The following is a 24,159-nucleotide window of genomic DNA, read 5'->3' as shown; positions in this document are numbered from 1 at the left end:
CCGGCAGCCAACTCGGCGGCACAGGAAAGCCAGCTTCTAAACCAGAAACCACGTTACCGTGCGCAAACCTCACATATACTTCATCTGCACCCGGATCGACTTGACCCCGTTCGCCACCGGCACGCCGACCTTGGTATAGCTGGGCTTGCCAAGGTTGAAGATGTTGATCGAGGGGTTGTTCGACATCGCGCCGCCGTCGGAGGTGATGTCGGTATCGCCGTTGCCGTTGAGATCGTGGCGCACCGCCACGCCGTAAGTGCCCGGCTCTGGAACCGGCAGGCAGAACGTCATCGTCCCGGCCTTCGCGGGCACTTCGATGCGGGCGAGCCATTTGCCCTTGTGCAGCCATTCGGCGGCGGTCGCATGGTAGGTCTGGATACGCAGGTTCCCTTGCGAGGCCTTGATGCCGTCCACCGTCACCATCACCGCCGGGCCGGACCCGGCCGTGCAGCGGCCCATGTCGTTGCGAATCTCGTTGCGGTACTGCGCGATGGCCGGCGACGTGGTTGCGCCCCCCATCGCCGCGACGATCGCCACCCCGGCTACAAGAGCACGTTTCGGGCGCAGGAAAGTTCGGCGAAACGATGCGCCGGAATTACGCTTGGTCATATGCAGTCCATAGTCTTTACCGAAGGGATCCGCCATGCTGCCCGGAACGAAAACCGGGACGCGCCGGCATGGAAAAAGCCCTTTGTCTCGAACGAACGAATGCGCCCCACGCCGTGAATGACGACTGAATTGTGCGTTGCGCGCAAAGCAAGGATGCACTGCGACCGCCCCCTCAGCTCCATCTGCGGCCAAATAGTATGCAGCCCGGCAGTTCCAAGGCATTGTGTGTGTGGAAAACACGGCCTTGACAACTTGTCCGCACAAGATGCGGTGCCCTATTCTTGCACCCCAAGGAGTTTCATTTCCCGACATGACCGTGCCCCTGATTTCCCCGTCGATCCTCTCTGCCGATTTTGCGCGCCTCGGCGAGGAAGTGCGCGCGGTCGACGAAGCCGGCGCAGACTGGATCCATGTCGACGTGATGGACGGCCATTTCGTGCCCAACATCACCATTGGCCCGGCCGTGGTGAAGGCGCTGCGGCCGCATTCGGCCAAGACGTTCGACGTGCACCTGATGATCTCTCCGGTGGACACCTACCTCGAGGCCTTCGCCGAGGCAGGCGCCGACATCATCACTGTTCATCCAGAAGCAGGGCCGCACGTCCACCGCACGGTGCAGACGATCAGGAACCTCGGCAAGAAGGCAGGCATCTCGCTCAATCCGGCCACCCCGGCCAAGATGCTCGACTACCTGATCGACGAGATCGACCTGGTGCTGGTGATGAGCGTCAACCCCGGCTTCGGCGGCCAGAGCTTCATCTCCAGCCAGCTGCGCAAGATCGAGGCGGTACGCAAGATGATCGACAAGTCGGGGCGCGACATCCGGCTCGAAGTCGATGGCGGCGTCGATGCGAAAACGGCGCCACTATGCGTTTCGGCGGGGGCCGACGTGCTGGTGGCCGGATCGGCGACCTTCCGCGGCGGCCCTTCGCAATACGCGGCGAACATCAAGACGCTGAAGGGACTGGACTGAACCGTGAATGTCAGGACCCGCCAGCGGCCGAAGACCAGGAACCCCGAGCAGGCTCGGGCCATTCCCTTGTCGACGGCAGCTGAGGAGGGCGTCTTGAGCACGAGCGCGAACGATACCGGAACGGATACGGACCGCGCAGCGCCCGCCGGACAGCCTGAAACCGGCCGCGAACTCGCGCTCGCCGATTTCTCGCCGCCCTCGGTCCATGTCGGCGAACGGCTGATCCGCATGGCCTATCGCATGGGCATCCCCGGCTCGATGCTCACATCGCCGATGGGCAAGAAGACGAAGACGCGCCTGCTGGCGACCGTCAGCAATACCCTGCCCGGAGATCGCGTGGCCGGAACCGCGCTGCGCGCCGGGCATTTCCTCGTCCACGGCGCCAAGACTCCCATCGCGCAAGTCGACTATGCCGGCGCCGCGCGCGTCACGCCACCGCTGGAAAAGGTCGTCCATTCGTTCTCCTGGCTGACCGACCTCGAGGCCTGCGGCCCGCGCGAACAGGGCGCGCCGACGGCCGAACGCATCCTCACCGCATGGCTCCAGGCAAACCCTGAACCGCCAGCCAAGCCCGGCAAGGGCCCTGCGTGGAGCGTCGGCAACACCGGCATGCGGCTGATGAACTGGCTGGTCCACGCGCCGCTGATCCTGTCGGGCGAGAAATCGCTGCGCTCGCGCGTGCTGACGCACATTGGCGCGACCGCGCGCTGGCTCGACCGCCACGTGACGCGCGGCGAGGACCGGCTTGCCGAAGTCGCGGGCTGGTGCGGCATCGTCGCGGCCGGCTTGCTGCTGCCCGACGGGCGCCCGCGCCGCCTTTATGGCGAGGCCGGGCTGATCAAGGCGCTGGGCGAAACGATCGGCGACGACGGAGGCGTGCTCTCGCGCAGCCCGCTCGCGCAGATGGAAGCGATCACACTGCTGGTGCGCCTGCGCAATTGCTACAACGCCACGCGCCGTGACCCGCCGGAATCGATCGAACGCGTCATCGAAATGCTGGTGCCGCCGCTGCTGGCCCTGACACACGGCGACGGCTCGCTGGGTTGCTGGCAGGGCGGCTGGGCCATCGATGGCGATGAAGTCGGCACGCTGGTTTCCGCCAGCGGCGTGCGCACCCGCCCGCTTCGCGACGTGCGACAGTGGGGCTACCAGCGCGTGCTCGCCAACAAGACGGTGCTGCAGTTCGACACCTCGCCGCCGCCGATGCCGCAACACGCCCGCTACGGCTGCGCCTCGACGCTGGCTTTCGAGCTGTCGCATGCCGGGCACCGCGTGATCGTCAACTGCGGCGGCGCGGCGAGCGGCGGCGGACTTGTTCCCGTGCGGCTCGAGCAGGGCCTGCGCGCAACGGCGGCGCATTCGACGCTCACGCTGGACGATGCCAATTCCACCGCGATCCTGATCAACGGCATGATCGGCGCAGGGGTCAGCGAGGTCGACGTCGATCGCCGCACCCTGCCACAGGACAACGGCTCTACCGCGACGCGCATCGAGGCGAGCCACAACGGCTATGCCGCGCGCTATGGCCTCACCCACCAGCGCATCCTCATCCTGCGCGATGACGGCACCGAACTGCGCGGCGAGGACCTGCTGCTGCCTTCGGGCCGCAAGGGCAAGCGCGGCAAGGTGGGCTTCGCGATCCGTTTCCATTTAGCGCCCGATGCCGACGTGGCGCTCACCGCCGATGGACAGGGCGCCGGACTGGCACTGCCCGACGGCTCCTACTGGCAGTTCCGCAGTGGCGCAGGCGAAGTGACGATCGAGGATTCGCTCTGGGTTGACGGACAAGGGCGCCCGCAGGCGACACAGCAACTGGTGATACAGGGCCTCGTCTCGCGCGGAGGCGGCAACTTCGGCTGGCTGCTCAAGAAGATGAGCTGACGGCCGGGCACTATCCAACCCACGGACAGTGTCCCGTTCCTGCATGGTCCCGCCCCACCGATGACACCATCCTGAACCGGAAAACCGGAAGGGTCGGAAAATGGCCAATAGCATTCGCAAGCGTTACGTAGACCTGCCCGAAGGACAATTGCACATTCGTGAAGTCGCCGGCGGCGAACCTCCCATCGTATTCCTTCACCAGACGGCCTGTTCGGCCCAGAGCTACGACCCCCTGCTGGCCGAACTGCGACTGCCGAACCGCCTTCTTGCCCTGGACACGCCCGGCTTCGGCGGGAGCTTCGATCCCGAAGGCTGGCCTTCACTTGAAGACTATGCGGGCTGGTTTCTCGCCGCCCTCGACGCGCTGGACATCGAGCGGTTTCACGCCTTTGGCCATCACACGGGATCGAGCCTCGCCATGCTGCTTGCGGCACGGCACCCCGGACGGGTGATCTCGATCATGCTCGCCGGTGCCGAACTGATGACACCCGAGGAACGTGCGGAATTCCGCAACAGCCACGGCGAGCCGTTCACCCCCCAGAGCGACGGATCGCATCTGATGCTGAACTGGAACTACGCCGCGGGATACAACCAGGACGTTGCGCCCGAACTTCTACATGGCGAGGTTGTGGCGATGCTGCGCGCCTGGCGTGGACGCCCGCAAGCCTACCGGGCCGTTGCCGATGCCGACACTCCGGCATTGGCCCCGCACGTGCACGCCCCCGTACTGCTCCTGACATCTTCGGAAGACTACTTCCACAAGGATCTGAACCGCGCCACAGCGCTGTTTCCGGACGCCCGCGTTGTCACAACCGGCGGCGGCAATTTCCAGGCGACCGCCGATCCCGGGGGCGTTGCCCGGGCCGTGGAGCACTTCATCACCGCTCTGTGATCACGACGGCGGGAAACCGGCGCATTCAACGCCGTTGCCCTTGCCCCCTCCCCCCGGCAGGCCTAAGGGCGCGCGCAAAGATAATTCGCGAAGGAACCCCGCCCATGACCGATTCCGTCCAGATCCGCCGCGCCCTGCTTTCCGTGTCTGACAAGACGGGCCTGGCTGAGCTCGGCAAGATGCTGGCCGATCGCGGCGTGGAACTGGTCTCGACCGGCGGCACCGCCAAGGCTCTGCGCGAAGCCGGACTCGAGGTGAAGGACATCTCGGACGTCACCAATTTCCCCGAGATGATGGACGGCCGCGTCAAGACCCTGCACCCCAAGGTCCACGGCGGCCTGCTCGCGGTGCGCGACAATCCCGAACATGCCGCCGCCATGGCAGAACACGAAATCGGCGCGATCGATCTGGTGGTGGTCAACCTCTACCCGTTCGAGGCAACCGTCGCCAAGGGCGCGGACCGCGACACGATCATCGAGAACATCGACATCGGCGGCCCCTCGATGGTGCGCTCGGCGGCAAAGAACCACGCATACGTCACCATCGTCACCGATCCCGGCGACTACGAAGGCCTGATGGTCGAGCTGGAAGCGACCAATGGCTGCACCACGCTGGGCTTCCGCAAGCTGATGGCCGCACGCGCCTTCGCCCAGACCGCCGCCTATGATTCCATGATCAGCCAGTGGTTCGCCTTCGCCGATCAGGGGCAGGAATTCCCGGAGATGCTGGCCGTCAACGGCCGCCTCGTCACCGAGCTGCGCTACGGCGAGAACCCGCACCAGAAGGCCGCGCTCTACACGCCGGTCGGCCCCTACACCAAGGGTCTGGCCCAGGCCGAGCAGGTGCAGGGCAAGGAACTGTCCTACAACAACTACAACGACGCGGATGCCGCCTTCGAACTCGTCGCCGAGTTCAAGGGCCAGCAGCCGGCGGTCGTGATCGTCAAGCACGCCAACCCCTGCGGCGTCGCACAGGGCGACACGCTTCTGGGCGCGTGGGAAGGCGCGCTGGCCTGTGACGACGTGTCGGCCTTCGGTGGCATCATTGCCGTCAACCAGACGCTCGACGGCCCCACCGCCGAGGCGATCTGCAAGATCTTCACCGAAGTCGTCGTCGCCCCCGATGCGGACGAGGAAGCGCGCGAATTCTTCGCCAAGAAGAAGAACCTGCGCCTGCTGCTCACCGGCAGCCTGCCCGATCCGCGCCGCGGCGGTCTCAACGTCAAGCCGATCACCGGCGGGCTGCTGGTACAGGGCCGCGACAACGGCGCCATCGGCTTCGACGATCTCAAGGTCGTGACCGAACGCGCGCCGACCGATCAGGAACTGCAGGACTGCCTGTTCGCCTGGACCGTCGCGCGCCATGTGAAGTCTAACGCCATCGTCTATGCCAAGGACGGCGTCACCGCCGGGATTGGTGCGGGCCAGATGAACCGCCGCGATTCCTCGCGCATCGCCGCGATGAAGGCCGCCGAGGCCGCCGAAAAGTTTGGCTGGGACCAGCCGCGCACCGTCGGCAGCGCCGTCGCCTCGGATGCCTTCTTCCCCTTCGCCGATGGACTTCTGGCCGCTGCCGAAGCAGGGGCCACCGCCGTGATCCAGCCGGGTGGTTCGATCCGTGACGACGAAGTGATCAAGGCGGCGAACGAGGCGGGACTCGCCATGGTCTTCACTGGAATGCGCCACTTTCGCCACTGAGGTTGCATGATGGGCAGGCGGTTCATCGCAGCCCGCCCACCGCTCATCGCAGAATGATGCAATGCAGCGGAATGTTCACTGGACGGAAAGGCGCAAAACGTCATTTGGGCGACACAAACCGCACAACCGACCGGGATCGCAACGCACGCCATGGGACTTTTCAAAGCCGACTTCTACCGCTTCTTCGCACTTGGCTTTGCCGGTGGCGCGCTGCTGGTGTTCGGCGTGATGGGTTCCGGCGGCCACACGAACCTTGCGGATAATATCGTGCCGCCGGCACAGGCTGAAACGGCCCACTGATCCTCCAGCGATTGCGCCCGATGCCCTGACGCCCCATATTGGCGGGCATGTCAGGTTCTCACGTCCATCACGAACATCACGGCGACAGCCTGGTCAAGGCAGCCCGTCTGGCTCTTCAGGAATCAGGCGAACAATGGACCGACATGCGCGCCGACGTCTTTGCGGCACTGGCCGAACGCGAATGCCCGGCTTCCGCCTATGACCTTGCCGAAAGCGTATCGGCACTGCGCGGCAAGAGGGTGGCACCCAATTCTGTCTACCGCATCCTCGACCTGTTCGTCCGCACCAACCTCGCGCGCCGGGTGGAGAGCGCAAACGCATATCTGGCCAACAGCCATCCCGGCTGCCGCCACGACTGCATCTTCCTGATCTGCGATTCCTGCGGCAAGGCCATCCATATCGACGACGACCGCCTCACCGGCGCCCTGATCGGCGCCGCGCGCGACGCCGGTTTCGCCGACGTGCGCCCGGTGGTGGAACTGCGCGGAATCTGCGCGGACTGCAGCTAGGACGGCTTCACAGCGCCTTGCGCATGCGCGCCAGCGGCACCGGGGCACCGCCCCGGTCATCCTCGATTCGCTCGATCACGACATAGCCTGCGGCCTCATAGAGCGGCTGACCCGCGGCGGTGCCCATGAGTTCCACCGCCGAAAAGCCCTCGGCCCGTGCCACGGCTTCGCAATGGGCCAGCAGCGCCCGGCCTACGCCGCGTCGGGCGAATGCGGGATCGGTGTACATCGCCCGGACCCGCGCGGGCTCGGTCTCTGGATCGAGCAGGCGCGGCTCGCGCAGCCCGGTGCTGTGATCGCCGCCATAGAGCGTCGCGCGCCGGCTCCAGCCGCCGCACCCGGCAATCGTGCCATCGAGCTCCACCACGAAATAGGTTCCGTCCGCAACCAGCTGCCGGTCGAGGCCCATGACGGCCCGGCTCGAGACGATCTGCTCGGGGCTGAGGAAGCCCGCCTGCAGGCCCGAGATTGAGGCCTCCATGATCCTGAGAAGCTCCGGCAGGTCGGATTCGGTTGCGGGACGGATATTCAAGCGGCCTCCTGATGGCATGATCTGATGAGAATACTGCGTCGTCATCTTGCGCCTCTGCGGTGTTCAGACAAGACCGTTACTGTCAATCGACATGAAAGTCACAAGCGTGTAAGGCCTCGAAAATGAATGCCAACCCGGCCACACCTCTGCTCGATACGGTTTCGACTCCCGACGACCTCCGAAAGCTCAAGCCCGCGCAGATGCGCCAGCTCGCCGATGAGCTGCGCGCCGAGATGATTTCGGCCGTCGGCCAGACCGGCGGGCATCTGGGTTCGGGCCTTGGCGTGGTCGAACTGACCGTGGCACTCCACTATGTCTTCAACACGCCCGACGACCGGCTGATCTGGGACGTGGGCCATCAGGCCTACCCGCACAAGATCCTGACTGGCCGGCGTGACCGTATCCGCACCCTGCGCCAGGGCGGTGGCCTGTCCGGCTTCACCAAGCGCAGCGAGAGCGAATACGATCCCTTCGGCACCGCACACAGTTCCACCTCGATCTCGGCGGCACTGGGCTTTGCCGTTGCCAACAAGCTGAAGGGCGAACCGGGGCGCGGGATCGCGGTGATTGGCGACGGCGCGATGAGTGCGGGCATGGCCTACGAGGCGATGAATAACGCGCGCGATGCGGGCAACCGGCTGATCGTGATCCTCAACGACAACGACATGTCGATCGCGCCCCCGGTGGGCGGGTTGTCGGCCTATCTGGCGAAACTGGTGTCCTCGCGCCCGTTCCTGTCGCTGCGCGATATCGCCAAGCGCATTTCGCGCCGCCTTCCCGAACCGCTGCACAAGGCCGCCAAGAAGACCGATGAGTTCGCGCGTGGCATGGCGATGGGCGGCACTCTGTTCGAGGAGCTGGGCTTTTACTACGTAGGACCGGTGGACGGGCATAACCTCGACCAACTGATCCCGGTGCTCGAGAACGTGCGCGATGCGGCGGAAGGCCCTTGCCTGATCCACGTGGTCACGCAGAAGGGCAAGGGCTATGCCCCCGCCGAGGAAGCGGCCGACAAGTATCACGGCGTGCAGAAATTCAACGTCGTCACCGGCGAGCAGGTCAAGGCGCCTGCCGGTCCGCCGAGCTATACCGGCGTCTTCGCCAAGGCGCTGATCGCCGAAGCCGAAACCGACACCCGCATCTGCGCCATCACCGCCGCCATGCCGAGCGGCACCGGGCTCGACAAGTTCGCGGACCGCTTCCCCGAGCGCAGCTTTGACGTCGGCATTGCCGAACAGCACGCGGTGACGTTCGCGGCGGGCCTTGCCGCGCAGGGGATGCGCCCGTTCTGCGCGATCTATTCCACCTTCCTGCAGCGCGCCTTCGACCAGGTGGTGCATGACGTGGCGATCCAGAATCTGCCCGTCCGCTTCGCCATCGACCGCGCTGGTCTGGTGGGTGCCGACGGCGCCACCCACGCAGGCTCGTTCGACGTGACCTATCTGGCAACGCTGCCCAACATGGTGGTGATGGCTGCCGCCGACGAGGCGGAACTGGTCCACATGACCCACACCGCCGCGCAGTACGACGCAGGCCCCATCGCTTTCCGCTATCCGCGCGGCAACGGCGTGGGCGTGCCACTGCCCGAGACGCCCGAACTGCTGGAGATCGGCAAGGGCCGGATCGTGCGCGAAGGCACCAAGGTCGCGATCCTGTCGCTCGGCACCCGGCTGGCCGAAGCGCTCAAGGCTGCCGACACGCTGGAAGCCAAGGGTCTGTCCACCACCGTGGCCGACCTGCGCTTCGCCAAGCCGCTCGACAGCGAGCTGATCCGCAAGCTTATGCTGAGCCACGAAGTGGTGGTGACTGTGGAGGAAGGCTCGATCGGCGGCCTCGGTGCCCACGTGCTCACCATGGCCAGCGACGAGGGTCTGACCGACGCGGGCCTCAAGATCCGCACCATGCGCCTGCCCGACATTTTCCAGGACCAGGACAAGCCCGAAGCGCAATACGACGAGGCCGGCCTCAATGCGCCGCAGATCGTCGATACGGTGTTGAAGGCGCTGCGCCACAACAGCGCCGGAGTCGAAGAAGCACGGGCCTGACGGTGGAGGCCACCGCGACCGCAGTCCAGTCCGGGCCCGCAGGCATCAGCGACGCCGCGCGGCTGCGCGCGATCCTTGCAGGCTCGGCAGGCAACCTGATCGAGTGGTACGACTTCTACATCTACGCCTTCACCGCGCTCTACTTTTCGCCCGCCTTCTTCCCGAAGAGCGAGCCTCTGGTGCAGCTCATGGCGACCAGTGCAATCTTCGCGGTGGGCTTCCTGCTCCGTCCGATCGGCGGCTGGTACTTCGGGCGCTATGCCGACCGCCACGGGCGGCAGCAGGCGATGGTCCTGTCCGTCGTGATGATGGGCGGCGGCGCGCTGCTGATCGCGCTGCTGCCGACATTCGCACAGGCCGGGATCGCCGCGCCCCTGCTGCTGCTGATCGGCCGCATGGTGCAGGGCTTCTCCACGGGAGGCCAGTACGGAACCGCCGCCACGTATCTCAGCGAGATCGCCGGACGGCGGCGGCGCGGGTTCTGGTCTTCCTTCCAGTACGTCACGCTCGTGGGCGGCCAGCTTTGCGCGACGCTGGTGATCGTAATTCTGCAGCTCGTTCTGGACGATGCCCAGATGGCGGCCTGGGGCTGGCGCGTGGGCTTCCTGATCGGCGCCGCCGGGGCTTTCGCCATCGTCCTGTTCCGCCACCACATGCATGAGACCGCCAATGAGGAAGACCGTGCGGGCGACGGCGCGGGCAGCCTTGGCGAACTGTTCCGCGTCGCCTGGCGCCCCTTCGCGGTGGTCGTCGCACTGACGGCGGGCGGCAGCCTGTCGTTCTACGCCTTCACAACCTACATGCAGAAATTCCTGGTGCTGACCGTCGGCCTGTCCAAGGAAACGGCAACCACCATGATGCTCGGTGAATTGGTGCTGTTCATGCTGCTGCAGCCGGCCATGGGCCTGCTGTCGGACCGCATCGGCCGCCGCGCGAACATCATGGCCTTCGCCGTGCTGGCGACGCTGTGCACCGTGCCTGTCTTCACCGCGCTGGCCGGGGCCAAGGCCATCGCACCAGCCTTCATGCTGGTGCTGGCAGGGCTGGTGATCAACAGCCTCTACACATCGGTCAGCGGCCTGTTCAAAGCCGAGCTGTTCCCCGGCCATGTCCGCGCGCTGGGTGTCGGCCTCGCTTATGGCGTGGGCAACGCGCTGTTTGGCGGCACGGCCGAAAATGTCGCTTTCGCCTTCAAGCAGGCGGGCCACGAAAGCGGTTTCTACTGGTATGTCTCCGCCATCTGCGCCGTCTCTTTCATCGCCGCCTGCTTCCTGAAGGACAGCCGCCGCAATAACCTGCTCGACCGGAACGGCGTTTAGCCGGGGGGCCCGGTCAACGCTGTCCTCCTGACTGACAAACCCGGCGCGCGGGCTCTCATTCGCGCTCAGACACCCCTGATGATCACCAGTCGTAAGCCTTGGGCAGATAGGTCCTATCCAGATCCTTGTACCGCTCCCGCAGCCGGGTCTGGTGATTTTCGAGCGGCTGTTTCACGCCGTCGATCCACACCTCTTCTGGCGCGGAGGACAATTCCAGCGGATCACCGTCCCACAGCACCACATCGCCGACTGCGCCGGGTGCCAGCACACCAGCCTTCCCACCGTAGCCGCTGATCTCGGCCGGGATCGAACTGATCGCGGCGAAGGCCTGCCCCCAGGTCAGGCCCGCCGCACCCGGCAGTTTGGTCAGAGCAACAAGGTTGCCCGCCTGCTGCTTGGCATAGCGTGGCTGATTGCCGCCGGTGAACATGCCGATGGCGACTTTCACGCCCGCTTTGGTCATTCGGCCCACGTTGGACTGGGTTGCGGCAAGCGTCTCGAAGGTGTCGGGCAGATCGTGCAGCGGCATCGTGATCACCGGCACATGCGCGGCAGCGATTTCGGAGGCCACGAGCCAGCCCTCGCTGGCGCCGACGAGCACGAGGTTCATCTTCGGGAATTCACCCTTTAGGGCAAGGACGCTGCGGATGTCCGCCGCACGCTCGACGCCGACGTAGAGCGGTTCGCTGCCGTCCAGCACTTTGGCCAGCGCCAATGCATCGGGACGGGTGAGCATGGCGTCGCTCTGCCGCTGCGATCCGGCGGGGAGCGCGGCCAGTTCCTTCGCCTCGCGCAAGGCATTGCGCAGCGCCACGTGCGCGGCGACGCGGCTCCCGCCCGCGAGCTTGGCGCCCGCCTCGCCCAGTTCGACGAACTGGAAGGCGCGCGGCTTCATCAACATCGTGGCATCCGCAGCCAGATCGATCGCCGCGCCCTGCCCGGCAAAGATCGACTTGCCGTTGAACGCGGCGACGGTCGCGCGCGTCACCCCGCCCGCGCGGCTGATCGCGACATGCTGGCTGGAGGGATTGAGCGCGGGCGACACGTCGAGCGCGGCGTTGAACGGTGAATCGTCGGCCTCGGTGTCGTTGCTGGTATCGACCGCCTCGACATCCCACAGGCCCAGGTCGGTCATCGGCGTGAACAGGCCGGGCGTGACCCATTTGCCGGTTCCGTCAATCGTCTGCATGCCTGCGGGCACGGCAACGCCCGCCCCGGCCGCAACCACCTTGCCACCGCGCACGACGACCGTGCCCTGCTCTATGGGCGACCCGCCGTCGCCGATGGCGAGCGTAGCGTTGGTGATGACGAGATCCTGTGCCTGCGCGGCACAAGGCAGTGCGACAGCCGCCAGCGCGGCGGTGAGAATGGCGCGGCGGCTCATTTCACGTCTCCTTCGCCGGGCTGGCCAAGCTCGAAGTCGCTCACCGGGCGCAGCTTGGGATTGTCGGCATCAAAAAGCATGGCTCCGTCGATCCAGACCTTTTCCGGGCGGGAATAGACCGAGAGCGGATTGCCGTTCCACAGCACCACGTCGGCCATCTTGCCCTGCTCGAGGCTGCCGGTCTGGCCGGCGATGCCCATGGCCTTGGCGGCATTGTAGGTGAACCAGCCGACGACCTGCGCATCGGGAACGTCGATGCCGATGCGGCGTCCAGCCGCCTGCGCCTTGGCGGCTTCCTGATTGAGGCGCTGGATGCCGTTCGCGTCGTCCGAGTGGATGATCACGCAGGCACCGGCCCTGGCTATCAGCGCGGCGTTTTCGGGTATGCCGTCATAGGCTTCCATCTTGAAGCCGTACCAGTCGGCCCAGACCGCCGAGCAGATGTCGTTGGCCTTGAGCAGGTCCGCGATCTTGTAGCTTTCCACCGCGTGGTGGAAGGCCGTGACCTTGTAGCCCATCTCCTTGGCCATATCGATCACCTGCGCCATTTCATCGGCGCGGTAGCAGTGGTTCTGGACGAGAATCTCCCCCTTGAGCACGCCCGCGAGCGTGTCCTTGCCGAGGTCACGATCGACGTCGGGATCGTTCATGTATTTCCTGGCATCGATCCATGCCTGCCGGTCGACCGAGAAATTGCCCATGCGGGTCGAAGGCTTCTGGCCCTTGCTGCCATAGACGCGCTTGGGGTTTTCGCCGCAGGCCATCTTGAGCGAATAGGGCGCGCCGGGGAACTTCATCCCCTGCACCGTGACACTCGGCACGTTCTTGAGCGCCACTGCGCGGCCACCAATGAGGTTGCCCGATCCCGGCAGTATCAGCAGCGACGTGATACCGCCATTCGCAAGCGCACGGGTGAATCCCGGGTCCTGCGGCCAGACCGAGTGCTCGGCCCAGACGTCCGGCGTGGTCGGGCTGGTCATCTCGTTGCCGTCCGACAGGGCATCGACGCCCGGGCTGGGATAGACGCCGAGATGCGAGTGCGCATCGATCACGCCGGGGGTGACGAACTTGCCGCGCGCATCGATCCGGTCATAGCCATCCGGAATCGCCAGATCGGCCCCGCCAATCGCCACCAGCTTGCCCTGCGCGAACAGCACCGTGCCATTGTCGATCCGGCCGCCGCGCCCGTCAAAGACGATAGCGCCGGTGAGCGCCGTGGGGCGGCCCGGATAGGGCTTGTAGGTGGACGGATACGGCGCCTCGGTGGCGGCCGCATCGTCCTTGCCCTTCTTGCTGCTCTTCGCCGCGCCGTTCGTGGTGACGAGCGTCATCGCCAGCACGGCGAGGGCCGCCGCGCCCCACTTGCCGGTTACCGCTATGCCCTTCATGTCGTGCCCCTGTTTCCTGCCCCTCAGGCGTTGGGTTTACGTTCCGGGTGCATCCCGGCTTCCTGTGCTTCCAGTCCGAGTTCGTCACGTCCGGCAAGGCCGTCCATGCCATCGTCGAGCGTATCGAGGTGCATCCAGCGCTTCACGATCGGCGAAACCGCAAGCACCACCACGGCAATGCCGATCGTGATCCAGCCGATCTTGGTATAGATCGCCAGCGTCACTTCCTTGCTCATTTCGCCGCCTTCGCCGCCGGTCGCCTCGCCGATCTTGCCCGCGACGAAATTGCCGACTGCGGTCATGTAGAACCATGCGCCCATGATGAAGCTGGCGAGGTGCGCCGGCGCCAGACGCGTCATGGCGGACAGGCCGACGGGCGAAAGGCACAGCTCGCCGGTGGTGTGCAGCAGGTAGATCAGGAAAACGAAGACGACCGAAGTCATCACCGCCGGATCATGCGTTCCCGCACCCCACACGAAGACGAGGAAGCCGAGGCCCACCTGGATCAGCGCATATCCGAACTTGGCAGGCGCCGAAGGCTCCCACCCGCGCTTGCCCAGCCACTGCCAGAGCCCCGCGAAGACCGGCCCGAAGAGGACGATGTAGATCGGGTTGATCGACTGGAACAGGCTGGTGGGCACGCCGCCGCGGTCGACGAACTTGTCCGTATAGAGGCTGAGCGAACCGCCCGCCTGCTCAAACAGGCCCCAGAAGATGGGATTGAGCGCGATCAGGAACAGGATCGCGAAAATGCGCTCGCGCGGTTCCTTGGGCAGCTTGAACGCCTCGTAGAGCGTGTAGAGCAGCATCGCGACGCCCGACACGATCAGCAGCGTCTGGATCACGCTGACATACTGGATCAGCAGCCAGATCACCGCGACCGAAGCCGCGCCCACGCCATAGAGCATGAATTCGCCGTTCTTCGCCAGCGGCGCGGGCGGTTCGCCCTTGCCCTTGAGCGCGGGCTTGCCCAGCATGAAGATGATCAGGCCCAGCACCATGCCGATCCCGGCGAGGCCGAAGCCCCAGGACCAGCCGATCGTCTCGCCCAGATAGCCGACGAGGATCGAGCCAAGCGCGGCGCCCGTGTTCACGCCCATGTAGAAGATCGTATAGGCCGCATCACGGCGCCCGTCGCGCAGCCCGTAGAGCTGGCCGACGATCACCGAGATATTGGCCTTTAGGAAGCCCGAGCCGACGATGATCAGCGCCAGCGCCATCCAGAACACGTTGATTGCCGGGTCCGCCTGCTTGATGGCCGGATCAGTCACGCCCTGCATGCCTTCGTAGGCCATCAGCAGGTGGCCGAGCGCGAGCACGACGCCCCCGAACACCACCGCCTTGCGCTGGCCGAGCCAGCGGTCGGCCAGATAACCGCCGAGCACCGGGGTGATGTAGACCAGGCTGGTATAGGCGCCGTAGACCAGCGTGGACTGGCTGTCGCTGAACAGCCAGAACTTCACCAGATAGAGGATCAGCAGCGCGCGCATGCCGTAGTAGGAGAAGCGCTCCCACATCTCGGCATAGAACAACACGAAAAGGCCGCGCGGGTGGCCTGCGAATTCCTCGCTCTTGCGGGTGGCGATCACGCCGCCGATGGCGAGGACGGCAAACAGGGCTATGGCGGCAATCGCCGCGATCCAGTCACCCTCTGTCCAGCTTGCGATATCCTTCATGCGACGTCTTGTTGTCCTTATAACGTCCGGGGGGACGGCCTGAAGGGCCTGCACGTTACCAAGCAAATAGGACCTGTAAATGGGGACAGCGCCTTGGTGCAGGTGTGCCGGGCCGTGTGACGAGGCCCGATCCGGGCGCAAAAGGCTAGGGCATTGCGCGAAGGCGGCCACGATGGCATTTTCATGGCTGCTAATCGGGCAAACTCGTGTAATTTTATGATTCGCAGGGGTTTTGACGATTTTTTTGCGGGAGACGGGGCAATGATCAGATCCGAGCTTCTTCAGATACTGGCCAGGGACAATCCGGAATTGCGCGCGGAAGACGTGGAGCGCGCGGTCGATACGTTCTTCGACGAGATCGCCCAGCGGCTCTCGGATGGCGGCCGTGTCGAGCTTCGCGGCTTCGGTGCCTTCTCCACGCGCCACCGCGAAGGCCGCAAGGGGCGAAACCCGCGCACCGGCGAATCCGTCGAAGTCCCCGAGAAGCGGGTGCCCTACTTCAAGCCAGGCAAGGAAATGCGGGCCAAGCTCAACGTTTCGTAGCCGGCTGACCGCTCGGGATAGCAGCCGGGAAATTCCCTTATCCAGAGAGTTGCCGTGCTCCCCGCGATCTGCCAGAGCGCGGCGGTCTTTCCGTGCGGGCGTGGCGGAATGGTAGACGCCGGGGACTTAAAATCCCCTGAGCTTTGCTCGTGCGGGTTCGAGTCCCGCCGCCCGCACCATTGTTTGTTGGCCCTCAGGCGCCGGGCGGCCTTGCGAACTCTGCCGAATTCGGAAACGCGCTGTTCAACTTGCCCATATGCTCAGGCCGGCCGGAACGTCATCGCCGCGCCATTCATGCAATAGCGCTTGCCGGTGGGCGGCGGGCCATCGTTGAAGACGTGCCCGAGATGCCCGCCGCAGCGCGCGCAGTGCACTTCGGTGCGGGGATAGCCCAGCTTGAAGTCGGTGGAGGTGCCCACCGCGCCGGGCAGCGGTTTCCAGAAGCTGGGCCAGCCGGTGTGACTGTCGAACTTGGTCTTCGAGGAATAGAGCGGATGGCCGTCCGCCGCGCACAGGAACGTGCCTTCGCGGTGTTCCTTGTTGAGCGGCGAGGAATAGGGGCGCTCGGTGCCTTCCTCGCGCAGGATGTAGAACTGAGCCGGCGTCAGCCGCTTGCGCCATTCGGCCTCGCTGTAGTGGACCGGGTAGGTCTTCGCTTCGGCATCACCGCTGCCACAGGCGGACAGCACCGGCAGGGCAACACCGGCACCTAGCCAGCCGAGCACGCGGCGGCGGGTCGCCATGGGGGGGATGGCCGTGGGGGGCATGGCAGCTCTCCTGATTTCCGACATCAAACGGCGCGTGCTCCACAATGTGGTGCGCATCGCCATCGAGTCAATTCGGCCGCGCCACGCGCCTGGTTACACGTTCTGCGCCGCCACCCCGGATACATCGGGTGCATGGCGTTGCACCCGGGCCCGGTGGCTCTTGCGCTTCGCCCCTGCCTGCCCGGACTTCATCACCCGCTTGCGGAAGATCCCCGCCCCGACCCGCACCAGCAGCAACACGCAAACACCTTGCCCGAGCACGGCCGCGGCATGCGGCCAGAGCGCCGGATCCTGCGCCGCGCGCGCCAGCATCGCAAAAGGCGAGCTGAACGGAAAGAATACCGAGAACAGCTCGATCCCGGTGCCCGGCTGCGTCATTGCATAGCTGGCAAGGAAGAAGATCATGAGCTGCAGCATCGTGACCGGCATCGACAGCGTCTGCACTTCGCGCACGGTCGTCGCCATCGAACCGATCGAGAGGAACACCGAGCCGAGCAGCAGGTAGGCCATCGCAAAATAGATCACCCCCAGCGCAATCAGCAGCGGCCAGCCGACTGCAGGAACCGGCAGATGCGGCACGGCGGAACCGGCGGCAAGGTAGAGCGTGATGCCGATCCCGCCCCATACGGCAATGCCGACCAGCGAGACCGCAAGCATCGCGAACAGCTTGCCGAGGAAGACCGCTTCCATCGGGATCGCGGCGGCCAGCACCTCGATGATCTTGTTGCCCTTTTCCTCGACGAGGTTGGACAGGACCATACCTGCCAGCATCATCGTCAGCAGGAACAGCAGCATCTGCGCTGTTTGTGCCGTCCGGAGCCGGCCGGCGCGATCGTTTGCATTGCTCGTCGCGGTGGTCCTGAGCGCTACGTCGGGCCAGGGAGCGAGCGGCCCTGCCACCGCCTGCGCGGCAATCATCGCGATCCCGCCGCTCCAGCCCTCGATCTGGCCCTTCGGCCCCGTCAGCACCGGGGCCTGTGGAGTGCCGGAAAGAATCGCCGCGATATTGGCCTGCCGGCCGGCAAAGGCCTGAGCGGGATCATAAACCTCGCCCGGCTCAAGCCGCTTGAGCACGACGACACCGGGCAGGCCCGTGCCCAGCCGCTCCGAAAGCGAATCGCGCGCCTGCACCACTGCGTCGGCATCGGCGCTGGTCATGACGATCCCGACCGCAGGTTGAGCCGCCATCTGGTCCACATGGCTGCCGACGCTCCCTGCAAGCACGGCCACGATCACCGGAAACAGCGGCCCGAGCAGGAAGAAAAAGAATGAGCGCGAGAACAGGATTGCCACGAAATCGCGCCGGGCCACGACCCAGGCAGCCGCGAGTACGGAGAGGCGGCCTGTCTGTGCGCCTGTCTGTCCAGCCGTGTTCATCGGCCCATCTCCTCGGGATTTTCCTCTTCGAGCGCGCGTGCGGCCGCCTCGCCCGCGATGGCAACGAAGGCATCGTGCAGCCCGGCCCGCTCGATCGAGAGCGAGAGGATGCCCGCCTCACCCTCGATCAGGGCGCGCAGCAGCGGCTCGATCCCGGTTTCGGGCAACGGGAAATACCAGAAGGCGCCGCCGTCGGTCTTCCCATCGCGGCGGGCATCTGCGGGCAGCGCCGCACGCCACGGCCCGTCGCCGCTGTGCGTTTCCAGGCGGACCTGCGCGGGAATGCGGTCGCGCGCAACATCGACGGGACCGGCAAAGGGCACCTTGCCACCCGCGATAATCGCCACGTCGTCGCACAACCGCTCGGCGTGGGAAATGACGTGGGTGGAAAAAATGACCGTGGTGCCCTGTTCGGCAAGGCCGCGCATCATCCGCTCGAGCTTGCCCTGATTGAGCGCATCGAGGCCGGAGAAAGGTTCGTCGAACACCACCAGCCGTGGCTTGTGCACCAGCGTGCCAAGAATCTGCACCTGCTGCGCCATGCCCTTGGAAAGCTGCCGGATCTGGCGGTTGGCGGCATAGCCAAGACCATGCTGTTCGAGCAGTTCATGCGCCCGGCGGCGGCCTTCCTTCAGCGGCAGCCCGCGCAAGGCGCCGACGAAAGCGATCGCCTCGGTCGCCTTCATGGCCGGGTACAGGCCGCGCTCCTCGGGCAGGTAGCCGATGGCGTGCGCCACATCGTGGGGCCGCTCGGCACCGAGAATCCGGCGGTAACCCTCATCGGGGTCGATGATGCCGAGCAACATGCGCAAGGTCGTGGTCTTGCCCGCGCCATTTGGCCCGAGAATGCCGTAGACCGCACCTTCGGGAACCGACAGGTCCACCCCGTCTACGGCAGTGAAGCCGTCGAAACGCTTTACCAGCCCGCGGGCCTCGATTGCGAATGGACGGGCGGGGACAGGCCCTTCAGGCATCGCCGCATTGCCGGTCACGGGCCAATCTCCTAGTGCTGCCCTCATGCAGTCCCCTGCTTCTACCACGTCCGGCAGTACTGGCGCAGGTCCGGTTAAGACCACGCTAAGCGCCTTTGCCTGCGATCTCGAAGCCGAGGCGCGGGCGCTGGGGTTCTGCGCATTCGGCGTGGTCGGTGCCCGCGAGGACAGCGCGCGAGCCGAAAGGCTGGAATCGTGGCTCGCCGGCGGGATGCACGGCACGATGGGCTGGATGGAAGAGCGCGCCCACCACCGCCGCTCGCCGCAGGGGCTGTGGCCGGAAGCGCAAAGCGTGATCGCGCTGGGCATGAGCTATGCCCCCGCCACCGATCCGCTGCACCTTGCAGAAATGCCGGAAACGGCACGGATCTCGGTCTATGCGCAAGGCGCGGACTATCACGACACGGTAAAGAAGGCGCTCAAGCACCTCGCGCGCTGGATCGTGGCGGAAGCGGACAAGCGCGGCCTTGGCCCGGCGGACGTGAAAGTCTTCACGGACACCGCCCCGGTCATGGAAAAGCCGCTCGCCGCGCAGGCCGGGCTCGGCTGGCAGGGCAAGCACACCAACATGGTCAGCCGCGAGCATGGTTCCTGGCTGTTCCTCGGCGAGATCTACACGACGCTGGACTTGCCGTTCTCAGCGCCTGCACGCGACCGCTGCGGATCGTGCCATGCCTGTCAGGACGCCTGCCCGACCGCGGCCTTCCCCGCGCCCTACCGCCTCGATGCCCGGCGCTGCGTGAGCTACCTCACCATCGAGCACAAGGAACCGGTGCCCGAGGACCTGCGCGCGGGGCTGGGCAACCGCATCTATGGCTGCGACGATTGCCTTTCCGTGTGCCCCTGGAACAAGTTCGCGCAGACGGCGCACACGATGAAGGCCTTCCTGCCGCGCGCCGAACTGACAGCGCCGCACCTTGCCGACCTGCTGACGCTCGACGATACGGGCTTTCGCAAGCTGTTCTCGGGCAGCCCGGTCAAGCGCATCGGGCGGAACCGCTTCGTGCGCAATTGCCTCTATGCTGCAGGAAACAGCGGCCTGCGGGCTCTGTTAGTGCAAGTGGAGGCGCTGCTCGACGATCCCGACCCGGTGGTGGCGGACGCGGCGCAATGGGCGAAGAGAAAGCTCACAGCGTAACCACCCGCCGTTCGTGTCGAGCGAAGAGGAGGTGGCAGACGCCGAAGGCGGCTGACGGAGGGGGCTGCTCCCCCTCCACCACCCGCTGCGCGGGCGGTCCCCCTCCCCGAGCAAGCTCGGGGAGGAATATGAGATTACATCAGTTCCTTGAGCGGCACGTCCTTGTCGGCGAGCTTTTCGAGGTCAGGGGCGGCACCGGCTTCCACCAGCTTGCGGCCCTGCACATAGTCCTTGACCATGTTGACGCAGTCCACCGCCACGACCTTGCCCTGCTTCAGGTAGACCACCGAGAAGGCGCGCTCGTCCGGATTGCCGCGGATCACCGTCTGGTCGAAGCCCATGTTGATGCCGGCGGTCTGCAGGCGCAGGTCATACTGGTTGGACCAGAACCACGGGAACGCCTTGTAGGGCTTTTCATCGCCGCAAATGGCCTTGGCGACGTTGGTCGCCATGTCATTGGCGTTCTGCACCGATTCGACGCGCATCACGTTACCGCCCGCAAAATCGCAGGCGAAGGACGCACAGTCACCGATCGCGTAGATGTCGGGCAGCGAGGTGCGGCAGTACTGGTCCACATCGACACCGTTGGCACCAGCCGCGCCCGCTGCGATCAGCGGCGCGACGGCGGGAACGATGCCGATGCCGACGATCACGGCTTCAGCCGGGATCACTTCGCCATCGGCCAGCTTGACGCCGGTAACCCTGTGACCATCGCCCACCAGGCTGTCGACCATGGCGCCGGTACGAAGATCGACGCCGTGATCAGCGTGTTCTTTCTGGTAGAAGGCCGAAAGCTCCTCGCCCGCGACGCGCGCCAGCACCCGCGGCAGCGCTTCGAGCAGGGTGACGTTGAGGCCCATCTTCGACAGCACCGCCGCCGCTTCCAAACCGATGTAGCCGCCGCCGATGACGACGATGTTCTTGGTGCCCGCATCGACTTCGGCCATCAGCGTGTCGCAGTCCTCGCGGGTGCGCACGGCGTGGATGCCGGCCAGCTCGGCGCCCGCACAGGACAGGCGGCGCGGATCGCCGCCGGTCGCCCAGACCAGCTTGCCGTAGCCGCAGGTCTCGCCATCGGACAGCGTCAGTTCGTGCGCCGCGGGATCGACAGCAGTCACTTCCGTGCCAAGCTTGAACGTGATTTCCTTCTCGGCCCAGAACGTCGGCGGGCGGATGTAGAGGCGGTCGAAGGTCTTCTCGCGCGCGAAATACTCCTTGGAGAGCGGCGGGCGCTCATAGGGATATTCCGGCTCGCGGCCGATGACGGTGATGGTTCCCTCGAAGCCGTTCTGGCGAAGCGCGATGGCGCACTGCGCCCCGCCATGCCCTGCTCCTACGATGACGACGTCTGCTTTGCTCATGGCCGCTCCCGTTCCCGCAAATTCTGCGCGCGGTCAATGCCTGAAGCGCAATTGCCTTTCTCTGATCGATATCAATCAGGACGACAGGGCCGCGAGTGCATCCATCGTCAATGCGAGCGACCGCTGCTGCGCCGCCGGATCATAGGTGGCGACGCCGACGATAAGCTCGTCTGCCGCCGTGCGTTCGACGAAGGCCTCGATATCCGCCCGCACCTGATCCGGCGTGCCAATGGCGCTGACCGAACGGACCTGTTCCAGCATGGCGCGGGCCGCCGCAGGCAGCGATTCGCGGTAGCGGCACACCGGCGGCTGAAGCTTGCCGGGATTGCCCGTGCGCAGCGCCACAAAGCTCTGGTCGGTGGAAGAAGCGAGATAGCGGGCCTCTTCCTCGCTATCGGCGGCCAGCACATTGATGGCCGCCATGAAATGCGGCTTGCCGAGCACCTGCGAAGGCTGGAACCGCTCGCGGTAGATCTGCGCGGCCTCATCCAGCATCGCGGGAGCGAAATGCGAAGCAAAGGCATAGGGCAAGCCCAGCATGGCCGCGAGCTGCGCGCCGAACAGGCTGGAACCGAGAATCCACATCTCGACATCCGCGCCCGAGGCCTGCGGCGAGGCCACGCCGCCCACCGCCTGCCCGGCGAACCGCGCCTGCAGTTCCACCACGTCCTGCGGAAAGCGCTCGGCAGCGCCCACGATGTCCTTGCGCAGGGCATTGGCAAGGCGCCCGTCCGCCCCCGCCGCCCGCCCCAGCCCCAGATCGACCCGGCCTGGAAACAGCGCGGCTAGCGTGCCGAACTGCTCGGCGATCACGTAAGGATTGTGATTGGGCAGCATGATCCCGCCCGCACCGATGCGGATCGTGCTGGTAGCGTGGCCGATATGTGCGAGCACGACCGAGGTCGCGCCCCCGGCAATGCCGTCCATGCCGTGATGCTCGGCGACCCAGTAGCGCTTGTAGCCCGCCCGCTCGGCCACGCGGGCGGTTTCCGCGGTGATCGCCAGCGCTTCGGCAACCGTGCCGCCCTCGCGAACGGTAACGAGATCGAGGACGGACAGCGGGATCATGGCTTCGGCTTGGTCTCTAGCCCGAGCTGGGCGATGTACTGTTTCGCGGTAGCCGCCGAATCGCTTTCGGGCGCCGTGGCCAGCACCGAGTTCCAGCTGCGCCGCGCCGCTGCGTCGTTACCGGAGAGCACGGCAATGACGCCCGCTTCGAGCCCAATTTCCGGATCGCGCGGTGCCAGTTCGGCGGCCTTCTCGATCTGTGTCTGCGCCACCGCCAGCTTGTTCTGGCGGCGCGACAGCGTGGCGGAGAGAAGCCAGGCCTGCGCGTTGTCCGGCTGCGCCGTGCGGGCCTTGGCCAGAGCTTCCGCCGCCTCGTCCGGCTGGTTCACCGCCACCAGCGCGCGGGCGCGGTCGAGCGCGATCGCCGCCGTCATTTCGGGATCGCCCGCCGCGTCGGCATCGCTGGCGGCGGGCGAGAGCACGCCCAGCGCCTGTCCCGGCTGGCCTGCCGCGAGCGCGGCATTGCCCGCCATCTCGCCCAGCCGGGCGCGGCTGGCATGATCGTCCACTTCAGCGGCATCGCGCGCCGCCACGAAAGCCTCGCGCGCATCGTCCCACTGGCCCAGATCGCTGAGCGCCACGCCAAGGCACAGACCGGCCCGCACGCGCTCGCGGCCGATGGCGTCCTTCATGGCATCGCGCGCGAGCTGCGCCGACTTTTCGGGATTGGCTTCGACCGCCCCCATGCAGCCGGTGTTCGAACGCGCCGCGGGCAAGGCCACGCTGTTCATCGCCGCTTCCTCGCGGCGCTTGCGGTCCTGATCGGCCTTCTTCTCGACGATCTCGCGCGGCAGGGCGGAAGCATAGGGGTTGTTAAGGTCGAAACCGCCAACCTGGGCGAGCATCAGGGGAAGCATCAGAGTAAGGGACATGGGGGGACGGCTCCGGTCAGTCTGCCGCCTGCGCGCGGGGAAGGACCAGCTCCGCCACTGTCCGCAGCAGCAGGGCAATGTCGGAGTCGCGCGAGAGGCGGTGATCGCCGTCCTTGATCAGCGTGACCTGCACATCGGCTGAACGGAGCTTTTCGGCGAGCTGCAGCGAGATGTCCCACGGCACGTCGGGATCGCACTGGCCGTGGAGCAGACGCACCGGGCAATCGAGCGCGATCGGGCCGTCCAGCTGCAGATTCGCCTGCCCGTCGGCCCAGAAGCCGGGATGAGTCGGCGTCGGCTCGGGGCCATAGGGATTGTCCTCCCAGATCGTCTCGCCATCGGCCAGCAGGGCCTTGTCCATCTGCGGAATGCCCCATTCGGTGAAGTCCGGCGCGGCGGCAATGCCGATCAGGCCCCTGAGCTTCCCGCCCAGCGCCTGCCCGGCCAGCAGCATGAGCCAGCCGCCCATCGAGGAACCGGCGAGCACCACCTCGTCCAGCCCTTGCGCCTCGATAACCGCGAGGATTTCCTGCTTCCAGCGCGACAGCGTGCCGTCCGCGAAATCACCCGGGCTTTCGCCGCAGCCGGAATAGTCGAGCAACAGGCAGGGAAAGCCGGTGGCCTGCGCCATCTCGAACACCGCGGTGGCCTTGCCGCCCGCCATATCGGACATGTAGCCAGGCAGGAAGACGAGTGCCGGGCCGCTTCCGGGCGTGAATCGGTAGGCGATCTGGCGCCCGCCGGGCATTTCATGGAAGCGCGTTTCAGCCATGCGCGGGATAGTGGGGCCGGGACGCCGGGAGCACAACCCCGACAAAGATGATGCCAAGCCTGGA

At 66.0% G+C, this 24,159-nt stretch carries 22 protein-coding genes and 1 tRNA gene; 11 read left to right on the top strand and 12 right to left on the bottom strand.

The features are described from left to right. Positions 1 to 69: 69 nt before the first annotated feature. Positions 70 to 519, bottom strand: a complete 450-nt coding sequence (locus MTR64_RS18125; RefSeq protein WP_243995946.1) for a DUF2141 domain-containing protein — start codon at positions 517 to 519, stop codon at positions 70 to 72. A 400-nt stretch (positions 520 to 919) separates the two neighbouring features. Here MTR64_RS18125 and rpe point away from each other — a divergent pair, with 400 nt between their 5' ends. From rpe to MTR64_RS18095, 6 genes are all read left to right on the top strand, one after another. Then, positions 920 to 1,582 (top strand): ribulose-phosphate 3-epimerase, encoded by a 663-nt coding sequence (gene rpe / locus MTR64_RS18120; RefSeq protein WP_243995910.1) that lies wholly within the window; start codon positions 920 to 922, stop codon positions 1,580 to 1,582. Between the two features lie 93 nt (positions 1,583 to 1,675). Continuing rightward, positions 1,676 to 3,463, top strand: a complete 1,788-nt coding sequence (locus tag MTR64_RS18115) for a heparinase II/III family protein (RefSeq protein ID WP_419144964.1) — start codon at positions 1,676 to 1,678, stop codon at positions 3,461 to 3,463. Between the two features lie 100 nt (positions 3,464 to 3,563). Further along, positions 3,564 to 4,355: an alpha/beta fold hydrolase gene (locus MTR64_RS18110; RefSeq protein ID WP_243995908.1), complete on the top strand. Its 792-nt coding sequence runs from the start codon at positions 3,564 to 3,566 to the stop codon at positions 4,353 to 4,355. 104 nt (positions 4,356 to 4,459) lie between these two features. After that, a complete protein-coding gene (purH, locus tag MTR64_RS18105) occupies positions 4,460 to 6,052 on the top strand; it encodes a bifunctional phosphoribosylaminoimidazolecarboxamide formyltransferase/IMP cyclohydrolase (RefSeq protein WP_243995907.1) in 1,593 nt (530 codons plus the stop codon). 150 nt (positions 6,053 to 6,202) lie between these two features. Beyond that, positions 6,203 to 6,352, top strand: a complete 150-nt coding sequence (locus tag MTR64_RS18100; RefSeq protein WP_243995906.1) for a hypothetical protein — start codon at positions 6,203 to 6,205, stop codon at positions 6,350 to 6,352. Between the two features lie 47 nt (positions 6,353 to 6,399). Continuing rightward, positions 6,400 to 6,861 (top strand): Fur family transcriptional regulator, encoded by a 462-nt coding sequence (locus MTR64_RS18095; RefSeq protein ID WP_243995905.1) that lies wholly within the window; start codon positions 6,400 to 6,402, stop codon positions 6,859 to 6,861. Between the two features lie 7 nt (positions 6,862 to 6,868). Here the strand turns inward: MTR64_RS18095 and MTR64_RS18090 are convergent, their stop codons facing one another. Further along, a complete protein-coding gene (locus MTR64_RS18090; protein ID WP_243995945.1) occupies positions 6,869 to 7,411 on the bottom strand; it encodes a GNAT family N-acetyltransferase in 543 nt (180 codons plus the stop codon). 104 nt (positions 7,412 to 7,515) lie between these two features. Here MTR64_RS18090 and dxs point away from each other — a divergent pair, with 104 nt between their 5' ends. Together dxs and MTR64_RS18080 are read left to right on the top strand one after the other, a co-directional pair. After that, complete coding sequence (dxs, locus tag MTR64_RS18085; protein ID WP_243995904.1) at positions 7,516 to 9,438, top strand: 1-deoxy-D-xylulose-5-phosphate synthase; 1,923 nt, start codon at positions 7,516 to 7,518, stop codon at positions 9,436 to 9,438. After that, positions 9,435 to 10,757, top strand: coding sequence for an MFS transporter (locus tag MTR64_RS18080; protein ID WP_327194292.1), 1,323 nt, complete (start codon positions 9,435 to 9,437; stop codon positions 10,755 to 10,757). Before dxs ends, MTR64_RS18080 begins: the two co-directional genes overlap by 4 nt. A gap of 82 nt (positions 10,758 to 10,839) precedes the next feature. Here MTR64_RS18080 and MTR64_RS18075 read toward each other — a convergent pair whose 3' ends face one another. From MTR64_RS18075 to MTR64_RS18065, 3 genes are all read right to left on the bottom strand, one after another. Further along, positions 10,840 to 12,141 (bottom strand): amidohydrolase family protein, encoded by a 1,302-nt coding sequence (locus MTR64_RS18075; RefSeq protein ID WP_243995902.1) that lies wholly within the window; start codon positions 12,139 to 12,141, stop codon positions 10,840 to 10,842. Beyond that, a complete protein-coding gene (locus MTR64_RS18070) occupies positions 12,138 to 13,472 on the bottom strand; it encodes an amidohydrolase (RefSeq protein WP_243995944.1) in 1,335 nt (444 codons plus the stop codon). The genes MTR64_RS18075 and MTR64_RS18070 overlap by 4 nt, the downstream gene beginning before the upstream one ends. A gap of 80 nt (positions 13,473 to 13,552) precedes the next feature. After that, complete coding sequence (locus MTR64_RS18065; RefSeq protein WP_243995901.1) at positions 13,553 to 15,205, bottom strand: peptide MFS transporter; 1,653 nt, start codon at positions 15,203 to 15,205, stop codon at positions 13,553 to 13,555. Between the two features lie 261 nt (positions 15,206 to 15,466). Here MTR64_RS18065 and MTR64_RS18060 point away from each other — a divergent pair, with 261 nt between their 5' ends. Both MTR64_RS18060 and MTR64_RS18055 read left to right on the top strand, forming a co-directional pair. Continuing rightward, positions 15,467 to 15,748 (top strand): integration host factor subunit beta, encoded by a 282-nt coding sequence (locus MTR64_RS18060; RefSeq protein ID WP_243995900.1) that lies wholly within the window; start codon positions 15,467 to 15,469, stop codon positions 15,746 to 15,748. A gap of 94 nt (positions 15,749 to 15,842) precedes the next feature. Beyond that, a tRNA-Leu gene (locus MTR64_RS18055) sits at positions 15,843 to 15,927 on the top strand. 81 nt (positions 15,928 to 16,008) lie between these two features. Here MTR64_RS18055 and msrB read toward each other — a convergent pair. The 3 genes from msrB to MTR64_RS18040 form a co-directional block, all read right to left on the bottom strand. After that, positions 16,009 to 16,515, bottom strand: coding sequence for a peptide-methionine (R)-S-oxide reductase MsrB (msrB, locus tag MTR64_RS18050; protein WP_243995899.1), 507 nt, complete (start codon positions 16,513 to 16,515; stop codon positions 16,009 to 16,011). A gap of 93 nt (positions 16,516 to 16,608) precedes the next feature. Beyond that, positions 16,609 to 17,892, bottom strand: a complete 1,284-nt coding sequence (locus MTR64_RS18045) for an ABC transporter permease (RefSeq protein WP_243995898.1) — start codon at positions 17,890 to 17,892, stop codon at positions 16,609 to 16,611. Next, positions 17,889 to 18,911 (bottom strand): ABC transporter ATP-binding protein, encoded by a 1,023-nt coding sequence (locus MTR64_RS18040; protein WP_419144963.1) that lies wholly within the window; start codon positions 18,909 to 18,911, stop codon positions 17,889 to 17,891. The genes MTR64_RS18045 and MTR64_RS18040 overlap by 4 nt, the downstream gene beginning before the upstream one ends. Here MTR64_RS18040 and queG point away from each other — a divergent pair. Then, a complete protein-coding gene (queG, locus tag MTR64_RS18035) occupies positions 18,910 to 20,022 on the top strand; it encodes a tRNA epoxyqueuosine(34) reductase QueG (protein ID WP_243995897.1) in 1,113 nt (370 codons plus the stop codon). The two genes, MTR64_RS18040 and queG, sit on opposite strands and share 2 nt — an antisense overlap. 134 nt (positions 20,023 to 20,156) lie before the next feature. Here the strand turns inward: queG and MTR64_RS18030 are convergent, their stop codons facing one another. The 4 genes from MTR64_RS18030 to MTR64_RS18015 all read right to left on the bottom strand — a co-directional run bounded on the left by MTR64_RS18030 (position 20,157) and on the right by MTR64_RS18015 (position 24,095). After that, on the bottom strand, positions 20,157 to 21,383 hold the full coding sequence (locus tag MTR64_RS18030; protein WP_243995896.1) for an NAD(P)/FAD-dependent oxidoreductase: 1,227 nt from the start codon (positions 21,381 to 21,383) through the stop codon (positions 20,157 to 20,159). Positions 21,384 to 21,458: 75 nt separating this feature from the next. Beyond that, entirely contained in the window at positions 21,459 to 22,451 is a 993-nt protein-coding gene (locus MTR64_RS18025; RefSeq protein WP_243995895.1) for an LLM class flavin-dependent oxidoreductase, read from the bottom strand. Further along, positions 22,448 to 23,323, bottom strand: a complete 876-nt coding sequence (locus MTR64_RS18020; RefSeq protein WP_243995894.1) for a tetratricopeptide repeat protein — start codon at positions 23,321 to 23,323, stop codon at positions 22,448 to 22,450. The genes MTR64_RS18025 and MTR64_RS18020 overlap by 4 nt, the downstream gene beginning before the upstream one ends. Positions 23,324 to 23,339: 16 nt before the next feature. Then, positions 23,340 to 24,095 carry an alpha/beta hydrolase gene (locus MTR64_RS18015; protein WP_243995893.1) on the bottom strand — a complete coding sequence of 252 codons (756 nt, stop codon included), beginning with the start codon at positions 24,093 to 24,095 and terminating at the stop codon, positions 23,340 to 23,342. Positions 24,096 to 24,159: the final 64 nt, after the last annotated feature.

Origin of the sequence: Novosphingobium album (ex Hu et al. 2023), assembly GCF_022832385.1 — a bacterium.
Lineage (GTDB): Bacteria > Pseudomonadota > Alphaproteobacteria > Sphingomonadales > Sphingomonadaceae > Novosphingobium > Novosphingobium album.
Note: the sequence above shows the minus strand (reverse complement) of the source record. Positions and strands in the feature narration are given on the sequence as shown.